13 protein-coding genes and 1 riboswitch are annotated in these 11,676 nt (G+C 66.5%); of the genes, 10 read left to right on the forward strand and 3 right to left on the reverse strand.

Features of this window, described 5'->3' with window-relative positions:
• Positions 1 to 15 precede the first annotated feature (15 nt).
• The 3 genes from AC3B5T_RS18350 to AC3B5T_RS18360 are packed head-to-tail and all read right to left on the reverse strand — an operon-like array spanning position 16 to position 1,471.
• Positions 16 to 651 carry a dihydrofolate reductase family protein gene (locus AC3B5T_RS18350; protein WP_055474631.1) on the reverse strand — a complete coding sequence of 212 codons (636 nt, stop codon included), beginning with the start codon at positions 649 to 651 and terminating at the stop codon, positions 16 to 18.
• Positions 648 to 1,127, reverse strand: a complete 480-nt coding sequence (locus tag AC3B5T_RS18355) for an SRPBCC domain-containing protein (RefSeq protein ID WP_010840985.1) — start codon at positions 1,125 to 1,127, stop codon at positions 648 to 650. Before AC3B5T_RS18355 ends, AC3B5T_RS18350 begins: the two co-directional genes overlap by 4 nt.
• Positions 1,127 to 1,471: an ArsR/SmtB family transcription factor gene (locus AC3B5T_RS18360; RefSeq protein ID WP_035716965.1), complete on the reverse strand. Its 345-nt coding sequence runs from the start codon at positions 1,469 to 1,471 to the stop codon at positions 1,127 to 1,129. The genes AC3B5T_RS18355 and AC3B5T_RS18360 overlap by 1 nt, the downstream gene beginning before the upstream one ends.
• A 191-nt stretch (positions 1,472 to 1,662) precedes the next feature.
• Between AC3B5T_RS18360 and AC3B5T_RS18365 the strand changes: the two genes are divergently transcribed.
• The 10 genes from AC3B5T_RS18365 (at position 1,663) to AC3B5T_RS18410 (ending at position 11,674) form a co-directional block, all read left to right on the forward strand.
• On the forward strand, positions 1,663 to 2,922 hold the full coding sequence (locus AC3B5T_RS18365; protein WP_197282735.1) for a DUF222 domain-containing protein: 1,260 nt from the start codon (positions 1,663 to 1,665) through the stop codon (positions 2,920 to 2,922).
• 96 nt (positions 2,923 to 3,018) lie between these two features.
• On the forward strand, positions 3,019 to 3,327 hold the full coding sequence (locus tag AC3B5T_RS18370; RefSeq protein WP_055474629.1) for a hypothetical protein: 309 nt from the start codon (positions 3,019 to 3,021) through the stop codon (positions 3,325 to 3,327).
• Entirely contained in the window at positions 3,327 to 5,831 is a 2,505-nt protein-coding gene (locus AC3B5T_RS18375) for a TPR repeat domain-containing protein (RefSeq protein ID WP_055474628.1), read from the forward strand. Before AC3B5T_RS18370 ends, AC3B5T_RS18375 begins: the two co-directional genes overlap by 1 nt.
• Entirely contained in the window at positions 5,815 to 6,621 is an 807-nt protein-coding gene (locus AC3B5T_RS18380) for a hypothetical protein (protein ID WP_055474627.1), read from the forward strand. The genes AC3B5T_RS18375 and AC3B5T_RS18380 overlap by 17 nt, the downstream gene beginning before the upstream one ends.
• A 53-nt stretch (positions 6,622 to 6,674) precedes the next feature.
• Positions 6,675 to 7,379: a ribulose-phosphate 3-epimerase gene (gene rpe, locus AC3B5T_RS18385; RefSeq protein ID WP_055474626.1), complete on the forward strand. Its 705-nt coding sequence runs from the start codon at positions 6,675 to 6,677 to the stop codon at positions 7,377 to 7,379.
• A 4-nt stretch (positions 7,380 to 7,383) separates the two neighbouring features.
• On the forward strand, positions 7,384 to 8,409 hold the full coding sequence (ribD, locus tag AC3B5T_RS18390) for a bifunctional diaminohydroxyphosphoribosylaminopyrimidine deaminase/5-amino-6-(5-phosphoribosylamino)uracil reductase RibD (protein ID WP_055474625.1): 1,026 nt from the start codon (positions 7,384 to 7,386) through the stop codon (positions 8,407 to 8,409).
• Positions 8,410 to 8,491: 82 nt separating this feature from the next.
• Positions 8,492 to 8,648: riboswitch (FMN riboswitch) on the forward strand.
• A gap of 44 nt (positions 8,649 to 8,692) precedes the next feature.
• Positions 8,693 to 9,331, forward strand: coding sequence for a riboflavin synthase (locus AC3B5T_RS18395; protein ID WP_010840992.1), 639 nt, complete (start codon positions 8,693 to 8,695; stop codon positions 9,329 to 9,331).
• A 20-nt stretch (positions 9,332 to 9,351) separates the two neighbouring features.
• The gene (locus AC3B5T_RS18400) at positions 9,352 to 10,674 is read left to right on the forward strand and encodes a bifunctional 3,4-dihydroxy-2-butanone-4-phosphate synthase/GTP cyclohydrolase II (protein ID WP_010840993.1); all 1,323 of its coding nucleotides are present in this window, start codon (positions 9,352 to 9,354) and stop codon (positions 10,672 to 10,674) included.
• Entirely contained in the window at positions 10,671 to 11,183 is a 513-nt protein-coding gene (gene ribH / locus AC3B5T_RS18405; RefSeq protein WP_010840994.1) for a 6,7-dimethyl-8-ribityllumazine synthase, read from the forward strand. The genes AC3B5T_RS18400 and ribH overlap by 4 nt, the downstream gene beginning before the upstream one ends.
• A complete protein-coding gene (locus tag AC3B5T_RS18410) occupies positions 11,180 to 11,674 on the forward strand; it encodes a PH domain-containing protein (protein WP_010840995.1) in 495 nt (164 codons plus the stop codon). The genes ribH and AC3B5T_RS18410 overlap by 4 nt, the downstream gene beginning before the upstream one ends.
• Positions 11,675 to 11,676: the final 2 nt, after the last annotated feature.

Raw genomic sequence — 11,676 nt, forward strand, 5'->3', positions numbered from 1 at the left:
CCGCCAGCTCGCGGTCTATCGGGTCACGGCGCTCGCTCCTGCGTAGTCCGCGACCGCCGGCGGTCCCACCGCCTCGTACTCGAGAATCATCAGATCTCCGGTCGTGGCGTGGTGTTCGGCCAGTCGGAAGCCGGTCCCGACCCTGTTGCGGCCGAACAGCGTTCGCCCGGAGCCCAACAGGGTGGGCGCAACCACGAGGCGCAGGGTGTCCACGACACCCGCCTCGAGAAGCGACGACGCCAGCGTCGCGCTTCCGTGGACCTGCAGCTCACGGTCGGAGTCTGTGCGCAGGTCCCGTATCGCGCCGATCGGGTCGTCGACCAGCAGTGTCGCCGGCTGCCATGCCAGATCAGTCTCGGTGAGTGAGCGGCTCACCACATACTTCGGCAGTCCGTTCATCCGCACCATGAACGGGTCGTCGGGATCGGTGATCGCGGGCCAGTCGCGGGCGAACGCCTCATAGGTGCGCCGTCCGAGAAGTAGCCCGTCGGCGAGATCGAGCCACCGCGACGCCTGGCGGATGAACTGCTCGTCCATGTGAGGCACCAGCCAACCGCCCGCGAGGAATCCGTTCGAGGTGTCCTCGTCGGTGGCACCGGGACCCTGGGTGACCCCGTCGAGTGTGATGAACTGCGTGATGGTGATCTTCACTGTGAGACTTCGCGTTCCACGAGCTCGGCAAGTGCGGCGGTGACCGAACCCCAGCCGTCGTAGAAGCCGAGTTCGTCGTGGCGGTCACGGTCAGACGGACTGCGATGGCGCACCACGACGTTGTACTCGGTTCCGTCCGCATGCTCGGCGAACGTGATCTCTGCGGTCATGGCGACGGGTGCTGGTTCGGCGGGACGCCACGAACTGTCGACGGCATTGGTGAACACCAGACGCTCGCGCACGTCCGCAACGAGGAAGACGGCATCCATGTGCGGGACGAAAGTGGTTCCGTCCTCGCTCATCCGGGTCACGAGCGCACCGCCGGGCGCGGGCTCGAGGCGGTCGACACGGGTGACCGTGGGGGCCGGAGTCCACCACTTGGCAAACTGATCGGGTTGAGTCCACGCGTCCCAGATACGTTGTCGCGGAGCGCGGATCACCCGGTGCAGGGTGAGGTCCAGTTCGGGGTCGATCATCATGTCTCCTCGGTGTCGGTGTCGGTGTCGGTGACGAAGTGTTCGAGTCGGTCGGTGCGTTCGGTCCAGACGGTCCGCTGATGGTCCAGCCAGGTGGACAACCGACGTAGACGGCGTCGGTCGAGCGTGCACATACGCGTGCGGCCCACCTTCTTGGTCAGAACCAGCCCGCTGTCCTCCAGTACGCGTAGGTGTTTCATGAAGGACGGCAGAGTGATGGGGAAGGGGTGGGCGAGTTCGCCGACGCTCGCCGGTCCGTGCCCCAGCCGCTCGACGACGGCGCGGCGCGTCGGGTCGGAGAGCGCGCCGAAGATGTCGTCCAAAGGGGCCGTACTATGTGCCATATGGCTAAGTGTTGCAGATCCCGTCACTGATCTCAATGGCTAAGTGAAAATATCTTTGGATGTGCTGTGGAAAGTGCCTCCTGAAACGCGCATACTTCGGTACTATCGAATGTATGAACGAGGCTAGGCCGGACACAAAGTCCTCCTTGGGAACCGACCATCTGCGATCGATCGTTGATGGTATGTCGGTGATGCCGGTTGGCCTCGACGAAGCGGAATCGGTAAGCCGACTCACTCTCCTCGAGGAGATCAAGTCGGCGTGCACGGCGGCTCAGGTGCGTGAGACGGCAAACCTCGACGACCTGCGTGCAGCGGATGAAGCCTCACGGAACATCCCAGAGCGCAGACGTGGTCGTGGACTGGCCGCCGAAGTGGGTTTGGCGCGGAAGGTTTCGCCGCGCAAGGGAAGCCAGTGCCTCGGGTTCGCCCGTGCGCTGGCGCACGAGATGCCGCATACCCTGGCGGCACTCACCACAGGAGTCCTCACGGAGTGGCGGGCGACGATCTTGGTGCGTGAGACCGCATACCTGACACGCGAATCGCGTGAAGAGATCGACCGTCGGATCTGCGGTGATCCCGTGGCGGTGGTCGGCGTGTCCGATCGTGAGATCGAGGTGCTGGCCAAGTCTCATGCCTATGGGTTGGAACCTGAAGCGGTCGTGGCTCGGAAGGCCAAGGCGGAGAAGGACCGTCACGTTACCGTCCGGCCTGCGCCCGACCTGATGACGCAGTTCTCGGCGCTTCTGCCGATGACAGACGGGATCGCGGTGTACGCCGCGCTCAAGAAGCACGCTGACGCCGTGTGCGGTTCCGATGACCGCTCGCATGCAGAAGTCATGGCCGACACTCTCGTGGAGCGTGTCACCGGTCGCTCGATTGCCGAGCCGACGCCGATCGCGCTGAATCTTGTTATGTCCGAGCAATCTCTGTTGGGTTTCGACGACTCGGCTGCGGACGTCCCCGGGTATGGACCCATCCCGGCGACCGTCGCGCGGCACCTGGTTGCCGATTCGGTGACACCTGGGGGCGAGACAGCGTCGACACTTCGCCGCCTGTATGCGCGACCGTCGGATGGATCGCTGGTGACGATGGAATCGCGATCGCGTGTCTTCCCGCCTTCACTCGCCGGTTACATCCGCCTGCGTGATCAACGATGCCGGACCCCGTACTGCGGTGCGCCGGTCGCCGAGATCGACCACGCCAGACCGCACCGTCGCAACGGCCCGACCAGCGCGGTCAACGCCGACGGAACGTGCGTGACCCACAACCGCGCCAAGGAGGCTCCCGGGTGGTTCTACGACGTCAGAGTCGTCGACGGGGTGCGCGTGATCGACGTGATCACCCCGACCGAGGCCCGACATCGGAGCGTGCCTCCGCCTGCGATCGGACACACGCCGGCAGCGCGGAGTGGTGTCGAGACTCGGCTGATCCAGATACTGGCCGCCTCCTGAGTGTGGATGACCGACGCACGGTGGGGCCGAGTCGTACTAAGTTGTTCGTCGTGGCGGTGTGCCACGACGAGGATTGCTGCAAACTCGGGGGTTTGTATGGCTGAGCGCTTTGGTGTCGAGGAACTGGGTGTCATCACGGGCGTCGGAGATGCGCTGGCTCGGTGTTCCTCGGAGACGCGCGCCCTGTGGACCGGGAAGTCCGCTTTCGGCGACGCCTCGAACGCGATGCCGGCCTCGGCCATCGGGGCTGCGTGCGCCGGCAAGGACGAGACCGTCCGGTCGCTGCTCGGCCGGGCGGCGGCGAGGATGGACCTGGTGTCGCAGACCTGCTACCAGGCAGCCGGCGAAGTCGCCGACACGGAGGAGTCGCTCGCCAGTGGTTTCCGCGCGATCAGCGAATTCTGATGTCGCGTCCATCGCGTTCCATCGTCAACGGCTGGGACCTGATGTCTCTCGATGCTGCGGCCAGTGCGCTCGATACGGCGGTGAATGACCTGGGGAGTCTGACCCAGCGGATGGCCGAAGCGCCGATGAGAGCCGGCGATTCCAGAGGATGGGTGGGGGCCTCCCAACTCGGGTGTGAGAGCCGCACCGACTCGGATCGAGCCGAGATCAACAAACTGGGGGCCGACCTCACGCACGCCGCCAACGTCTTGCGAAACACGTCGGCCGCGATCAGTCCGAATCGCACCACGGCGCTGGTCCGCGCGCTCGGCCTGGAACGCGACAAGTTCAGCGTTGCCGACGACTGGACGGTGCGCGACACCCGCGACTATGCGGCCGAGCTGAAGGGCGTGGAGGCGGGCAGCGCAACGGAGCGCGCGATTCTCGACGCTCAGGCCGCCCGAGCGGAGGAGGCGAAGACGGCGACGCTGTCGCTCCAGTCCCTGGCCGATCAGATGGGTGAGGACGATCGCAACGGGGCGAGAGTTCTCGCGGCAGCTTTTGGCGATGCCGAAGGTAATGCGCCACTCGCGTCAAGCTACTCACCGGGCCAGGCGAGCATCGATGTCCAGGCCATCATGAGTGGCACCGCCACCACCGAGCAGAAGGACCGTTTCTCCCGCGCGACCAGCCTGACCCCAGAGCAGCGAGCAGCACTCGCCCGCGGTGATTTCGCAGTCATCCCGAAGGAGCAGTTCGACTACCTGAAGGCGATTTACACACCGAGTTGGGGTGGCGGACCTCAAGGGCAGCCGCTGTCCCTCGGCGCCCTGGAGTCGTTCGGCGACAAGTACACCGGCGCAGAGCGAGAGACTTTGAAACAGAGTCTCGCTGACGGCGTGTATCTGCTGGGAAACCGACATCTGCGGACCGGCCAGACAGACTCGAACGTGTTCGCCGAGATCTGGGGGACGGATGCCCCGTTCGTGACCGGCGGGATGAGTCAACTCCCGGCGCCGATCCGGGACGCGCTGTCCGAAGCTGCTGCGAGTAGGGGACGACTGACGGTTCCGGACTCAGGCGCGCACTCCGGCGGCCACAGGTCGGTCACCGATCTGAAGACCTTCGCCGACCTCAAGTCGATCATGGGCATCTTGGAGCACCGCTCCGTCGACCCGCCGGGGGGTGCGTACGGCTCGGGGTCCGTGCAGTTGGGAAGCGACGTCGACCGGGCATTGATCGCGAGGGCCAGTGAGATTGCAGCTGCAGGCGCCACGGAATACGCGTCGAATCCAAGCATGTTGGACCACAACATCGTTGGCAAAAGCGAAGCCGAGGGCCTCCTCGTCGACATGCTCGGTGTCGCGGGCGCCGATCACATCGCGGTACATGATGCAGTGATGTCGGCAACCGGTAACCCGTCCAGCAGTTCGATGCCGACGACCTACGATCTCGGCGGCGCCGAACGGTCGTTCAAGGACGCAGAGGCCCTCAAGCATCTGTTGACGTTCGACTGGACTGATGAAGCGGGCAAGGACTCGGACGGAATCAACAGGCTGTTCAACTGGATGCCCGGTGCTGCCTACGCGCCTGATGGTAGTTCTCCCGAAGCGGTGCTCGAGAGCGAACGTGCCGGCAACATTTCGACCGCCCTTGCGCAGTACTTCGGCGACAACAAGGACGCGCTGATTGACATCGGAGACCGGAAACCGGCTCTGGGCGAACTCAACCCCGAGCTGACCCGCACGCTGGCCTCCGCGATCGGCTCGCACACTGCTGTTATGGCAGGCGCCGATCCACAGCTCTTTCACACGCATGGTGTGTCGGAAGTCGACGCGAGCGACTTGAAGTCGACCTTCGAAGTATTGAATTCGGATGCGACCGCAGGAAGAATCGTCAACTCTTTGACCGCCTTGCAGATCGATGTGATGCAACAGGAGTTCGGAAAAGACCCGCACGACTACGGGCTCGGTGAAGTCACCGGACGCCTCGAAGGAGCCATGATCGGCGGATTGGACGCGCACATCGAGGAAACAAAGGTCGACGGCCGGCACCTGGCTGCCTACGACGCCGCAGTCGTCGGCGCGATGTTCGACAGCGCGAAGGCGCTGCTGACGGCAGTTCCAGGTCTGGACCCGGCTGTGAAGGTCTTGATCGACGGCGTGGCGCCCCAGGCGAAGCTGGACTTGTCTGGCCTGCCGGTCGACCCGGATACGGTCAAGGCCGACCCGGAACTCCAACGGCTTCGGACCGAGTTGTTCGAAGACGAGATCAATCCGAACGCGAAGTACGTGCAGATCCTTGCGGGATACTTCGAGACCCATCCAGAACTCGCGGATCACCCTGAGTTTCGAAATCTGTTCTCGAGCGACGCCGATTTCGCCGAAATGAAGCGGACTGGTGTCATGGCTAGCGTCACTCAAGAAAGCGAGGCCGCAACGTTCATTCAGCAGAAACTCATGTCCGACATCAACTCTTTCGCGTTACGACACAACGAGAATCTGGAAGATGTATACAAACGGTAAGCGCATCGCAGGTCGCTCTGCCAGGCACAGTTATCGTCTGCGTCTGACGCCGGTGCTTCTTGTGGTCCTTGCGGTAGTCGGTTGTTCAATGGCTCCGTCGCACAATGAGCAGCCAACTAGCAGTTCTGCCGTCGCTCCTCCAGGAAAACGCTTGCCGCCTGGTCTGGATATGTCTTTCCGCTGGATTCCCACCAGCATGCTGGACCTTGCGAGTTCAGAGGGTACGTTTGTTCGCGCGTACACGGAGTCATTCGAGCTTGCCTTCGAGGGGCAGTCGATGGAATGGGGATATCCCGGCTTCGCGGCGGCATCGCCGCCAGGCACCGACGAGCGGATCCGCTTGGTAGCGAGCAACAGCCAGACAAGCAGAGTGGTAAACACACTTTTCCTGCGGCCACTGCGTCGCGAAGATATCGATGACCGCAGTCGGTTGACGATATGTCGCAGCGAGCTGTTGTCCATCGAGCAACGATCGGACGCTGGCGTCGAGTGGCGGAACATTGGTGACCCCTGGGCTTTTCCGATCACGATTGAGCTCGTACGCACGGGCGAGAGGTTGCCGCCTGCAGATCAGCACGGCTCCCAGATCACGCCTTCGACTTCGATGTTTGGCAGTTGGAGGGTGTCGTACTTCGACCGCTTGGGGGTTGGGCCGGAGAACCGCGCCGACGTCGTCGCGTGCAACGCTTTGCCGCCGAATCCCGACCTGCCGAGACTCGGGGTCGAGCCCGGTCCCGAGCCTTGGCCGGTACTGCCACCCACTCCCGGCTGGCCGGTCAACGGCCTCTGAGACTGCGGAGCTCTTTCGTCCGTACCGGAACCCGCGTCCTACACTTGTCGACCATGTGCACCGCCGGTTCCGCGCCCATGATCGCCCCGTCCATCCTGTCCGCGGACTTCGCGAATCTCGCGGCCGAGGCCGCTGCCGTGGCGCGGCCGGGCGAGACCCGGGCCGACTGGTTGCACGTCGACGTCATGGACGCACACTTCGTGCCGAACCTGACCCTGGGACTACCGATCGTCGAGAGCCTGCTGAAGGCAACCGACATCCCGCTCGACTGCCACCTGATGATCGAGAACCCGGAGCGGTGGGCGCCGCCGTACGCCGAGGCGGGGGCGCACAACGTCACGTTCCACGCCGAGGCCACCGAGAACCCGATCGGCGTCGCCCGTGACATCCGCGCCGCCGGGGCCAAGGCTGGGCTGTCGATCAAGCCGGGTACCGCGCTCGAGCCGTATCTGGAGATCCTGCGGGACTTCGACACCCTGCTGATCATGAGCGTCGAGCCGGGCTTCGGAGGTCAGAAGTTCATCCCGGAGGTTCTCGAAAAGGCCCGCGCCATCCGGAAGTTCATCGATTCCGAGGATCTGAGGCTTCTCGTCGAGATCGACGGCGGCATCAACGCCGACACGATCGAGGAGGCCGCGGAGGCCGGGATCGACTGCTTCGTCGCCGGATCGGCAGTCTACGGCGCCGACGATCCCGGACAGGCCGTCGCCGCACTCCGTGAGTCGGCCGCCACCGCACGGGCGCAGAGCCAGGCCTGACCCGATGGACATCGCCGGTGCCATGGAGCGCGCGATCAGCGCGTCCCGGGAGGCGATGGGGGTCAGCTCACCGAATCCGCCGGTCGGCGCTGTCATCCTCGCCGCCGACGGCACCCTAGCCGGCATCGGCGCGACCCAACCGCCCGGCGGACCGCACGCGGAGATCATGGCCCTGCGAGCCGCGGGCGACGCCGCGCGCGGCGGCACCGCGATCGTCACCCTCGAACCGTGCAACCACACCGGCAGGACCGGCCCGTGCGCGCAGGCACTCGTCGAGGCGGGTGTCGCCGAAGTCCACTACGCGGTGAGTGACCCGAACCCGGTCGCCGCCGGCGGCGCCGACACGCTGCGGGCCGCCGGGGTGCGCGTCACCGGGGGAGTCGCGGCCGACGACGTCGAGAACGGCCCGCTCCGCCCGTGGCTCACCCGGCAGCGTCTCGGGCGGCCGCACGTCACCGCGAAGATCGCCGCCGGAGTCGACGGCCGGATCGCCGCCCCCGACGGCACCAGCCAGTGGATCACCGGCCCGCAGGCCCGCGACCACGCGCACTCGCAGCGCGCTCGCATCGACGCCATCGTCATCGGCACCGGTACCGCGCTGGCCGACAATCCCACTCTCACCGCGCGCACAGCCGACGACACGTTGCACACGCACCAGCCCGCCCGCGTCGTCCTCGGTCACCGCGACCTCCCGGCCGACGCCCGTCTCCGAGACCCGGCGGGCGGCCCGCTGATCCGGGTCGAATCCCACGACCCGGCCGACGTGCTCGCCGCACTGCCGGACGCATTGTGGGTGCTGGTCGAGGGCGGACCGCACATCCTGGGGGCCTTCTTCGCGGCCGGACTCGTCGACGAGGTGCACGCCTACGTCGCCCCGCTGGTGCTGGGCGCCGGACGCGGCTCGGTGGAGATCCCGGGCGTGACCACCCTCACCGACGGCCTGCGGTTCCGCACGACGTCGGTGACGCGGCTCGGGGACGACGTCCTCCTGACACTGTCGCGACCCTCGACCGCCTCGCGTGAACGGTGAGCGGCACGACATGCCCGCGGCGCCTTTCGCTCACCGGAATCGCAATGCGACTGACATCTCGGACCGTGCTAGCGTCGATGTCACCAGTTCTCGGGGCGGGGTGAAACTCCCCACCGGCGGTGATGAGGGTGCGGTGGATCCGCATCGTCCAGCCCGCGAGCGCCTGCCACCAGGTAGGGACAGCAGATTCGGTGCGAATCCGAAGCCGACGGTCACAGTCCGGATGCGAGAGAACAGGCGACACGAGGCCGCCCTGTCTGCTCCGAGCGAGCAGGAGGAGTGCGTGTTCACCGGAATCGTGGAAGAACTCGGCGTCATCGCCGACCGCGAGGATCTCTCCGACGCCGCCCGATTCACCGTCCGCGGGCCCGTGGTCACCGCCGATGCCGGTCACGGCGACTCGATCGCCGTCAACGGCGTGTGTCTGACCGTCGTCGACCTCCGCCCAGGTGAGTTCACCGTCGATGTGATGGGCGAGACGCTGCGCCGGAGTTCGCTGTCCGACCTGGGTGCCGGCAGCACCGTCAATCTCGAGCGCGCCATGCCCGCCAACGGTCGTTTCGGCGGCCACATCGTGCAGGGACACGTCGACGGCACCGGGACGATCGCCGCGGTCAACCCGTCGGAGAATTGGACGGTCGTACGGATCGCGGTTCCCGCGAAGCTCACGCGCTACCTCGTCGAGAAGGGATCGATCACCGTCGACGGGGTGTCGCTCACCGTGTCGGCCGTCGGCGGGGCCGGCGACGACTCCTGGTTCGAGATCTCCCTGATCCCGACGACACTCAACGAGACCAACCTCGGCGCCGCCCGACCCGGCACCGTGGTCAACCTCGAGGTCGACGTCATCGCCAAGTACGTCGAGCGCCTCCACCTGGGTTCGGACACGACTGGTACTCCTGATGTTGCGGGGGCGAAATGAGCACAACGAGTGAGGTTCTGATGAGCGAGTCGTCGCGAGACGGTGAAGACGTGACCGCAGCTGAGGGCACCGGAGTCGCGTTCGACACGATCGAACGCGCCATCGCCGACATCGCGGCGGGCAAGGCCGTCGTCGTGGTCGACGACGAGGACCGCGAGAACGAGGGCGACCTGATCTTCGCGGCGGAGAAGGCGACCCCCGAACTGGTGGCGTTCATGGTGCGCTACACCTCCGGGTACCTGTGCGTCCCGCTCGACGGCGACGCGTGCGACCGGCTCGGTCTGCCCCCGATGTACTCGATGAACCAGGACAAACACGGCACGGCCTACACCGTGACCGTCGACGCCCGCGAAGGCATCGGCACCGGTATCAGTGCCGCCGACCGTGCCACGACGATGCGCCTGCTGGCCGATCCCGACGCTGCGGCGGCCGATTTCACCCGACCCGGTCACGTGGTTCCGCTGCGTGCGAAGGAAGGCGGCGTACTTCGCCGCCCGGGTCACACCGAAGCCGCGGTCGACCTCGCCCGTCTGGCCGACCTCTCGCCGGCCGGGGTGATCTGCGAGATCGTGAGCCAGAAGGACGTCGGCTCGATGGCGCAGACCGACGAGCTGCGGGTGTTCGCCGACGAACACGACCTCGCCCTGATCTCGATCGCCGACCTGATCGCCTGGCGCCGCCGCCACGAGAAGCACGTGGTCCGCGTCGCCGACGCCCGGATCCCCACCCGCCACGGCGATTTCCGCGCTGTCGGGTACTCCAGCGTCTACGACGACGTCGAGCATGTCGCGCTCGTCAAGGGCGACATCACCGGCGAAGCCGACGGTCACGATGTTCTCGTGCGCGTGCATTCGGAGTGCTTGACGGGCGACGTGTTCGGTTCACTCCGCTGCGATTGCGGGCCCCAGCTCGACGCGGCGATGGAGATGGTGGCCGACGAGGGCCGGGGCATCATCCTGTACATGCGCGGTCACGAGGGCCGTGGCATCGGGTTGTTGCACAAGCTGCAGGCCTATCAGCTGCAGGATGCCGGGTCCGACACCGTCGACGCCAACCTCGAGCTCGGCCTGCCCGCCGACTCGCGGGACTACGGACTCGGCGCACAGATCCTGGTCGACCTCGGGGTGCGGTCCATGCGCCTGCTGACCAACAATCCGGCGAAGCGCGTCGGCCTCGACGGGTACGGTCTGCACATCGTCGACCGGGTCCCGATGCCGGTGCGCGCCAACGCCGAGAACCTGCGCTACCTGCGTACCAAGCGCGATCGGATGGGCCACGACCTCGTCGGGCTCGACGATCACGCCCAGCCCACCGACGGCGCGTCCGAAGGAGCACCCGCATGAGCGGCCACGGAGAGCCGACCCTCGAACTCGCCGATGCCGGCACGCTGCGTCTGGCCATCGTCTCGTCGCAATGGCACGAGACCGTCTGCGGTGCACTCCTCGACGGCGCCATCCGGGCCGCACGCGACAACGGCGTGACCGAACCGACGATCGTGCAGGTCGCCGGCGCGATCGAGCTGCCCGTCATCGTGCAGGCGCTGGCCCGCACCCACGACGCGGTGGTGGCGCTTGGCGTCGTGATCAAGGGTGAGACACCGCATTTCGAGTACGTGTGCGACGCGGTGACCGCCGGTCTCACACGGGTGTCCCTCGACGAGTCGACACCGGTCGGCAACGGGGTGCTCACCGTGCTCACCGAGGACCAGGCGATCGCCCGTGCCGGGCTCCCGGGTTCGACGGAGGACAAGGGCGCACAGGCCACCGTCGCCGCGCTGGCGTCGGCGCTGACCCTGCGCGCGCTGCAGCGCGGCGAGACCCTCCCGGTGGCGGTCGGAGGAGCGTCGGCGTGAGTTCTGCGGACTCCCACCCGGCCGGCACCGACGCGGCCGGGTGGGACCTGGTGTACCGGCCCCGCAACCTGCCGCGATGGGCGATCGTGACAGCCGCGGTGGTGCTCGCGATCCACATCACGTTCGGCCTGCTGTTGACCATCGACGACGTCGGCGTCCGCAATCTGGGCGGCTCCGACCAGGTCGCGATCATCCTCATCGGCGTCCTGATCTCGGCGGCCATCCTGCTGTTCACCCGCCCGCGCCTGCGTGTCGGCGCCGCCGGGGTCGAGGTCCGCAACCTGGTCTCGGTGCGACTCTTCGAGTGGGACCGTGTTCTCGGTCTCACCTACCCGGAGAAGGGTTTCGGGGCGTGGCTGTTGTTCCCGGCCGACGAACACATCACCGTCCTGGCTGTTCAGGCCGGCGACGGCCAGCGCGCCATCGACGCGATGGGCCGGTTCCGCGAGCTGGAGGAGCGCTACCGCGGGACTGTCCGGCCCGGCCACTAGCC

The organism is Gordonia sp. G4, from assembly GCF_057770005.1.

What these genes read in the sequence shown, in the direction of transcription:
- AC3B5T_RS18380 (WP_055474627.1), top strand. Translation starts at nt 5,815, where the DNA reads ATGTATACAAACGGTAAGCGCATCGCAGGTCGCTCTGCCAGGCACAGT.
- AC3B5T_RS18355 (WP_010840985.1), bottom strand. Translation starts at nt 1,127, where the DNA reads ATGATCGACCCCGAACTGGACCTCACCCTGCACCGGGTGATCCGCGCT.
- ribD (WP_055474625.1), top strand. Translation starts at nt 7,384, where the DNA reads ATGGACATCGCCGGTGCCATGGAGCGCGCGATCAGCGCGTCCCGGGAG.
- rpe (WP_055474626.1), top strand. Translation starts at nt 6,675, where the DNA reads ATGTGCACCGCCGGTTCCGCGCCCATGATCGCCCCGTCCATCCTGTCC.
- AC3B5T_RS18370 (WP_055474629.1), top strand. Translation starts at nt 3,019, where the DNA reads ATGGCTGAGCGCTTTGGTGTCGAGGAACTGGGTGTCATCACGGGCGTC.
- AC3B5T_RS18375 (WP_055474628.1), top strand. Translation starts at nt 3,327, where the DNA reads ATGTCGCGTCCATCGCGTTCCATCGTCAACGGCTGGGACCTGATGTCT.
- ribH (WP_010840994.1), top strand. Translation starts at nt 10,671, where the DNA reads ATGAGCGGCCACGGAGAGCCGACCCTCGAACTCGCCGATGCCGGCACG.
- AC3B5T_RS18360 (WP_035716965.1), bottom strand. Translation starts at nt 1,471, where the DNA reads ATGGCACATAGTACGGCCCCTTTGGACGACATCTTCGGCGCGCTCTCC.
- AC3B5T_RS18400 (WP_010840993.1), top strand. Translation starts at nt 9,352, where the DNA reads ATGAGCGAGTCGTCGCGAGACGGTGAAGACGTGACCGCAGCTGAGGGC.
- AC3B5T_RS18365 (WP_197282735.1), top strand. Translation starts at nt 1,663, where the DNA reads ATGCCGGTTGGCCTCGACGAAGCGGAATCGGTAAGCCGACTCACTCTC.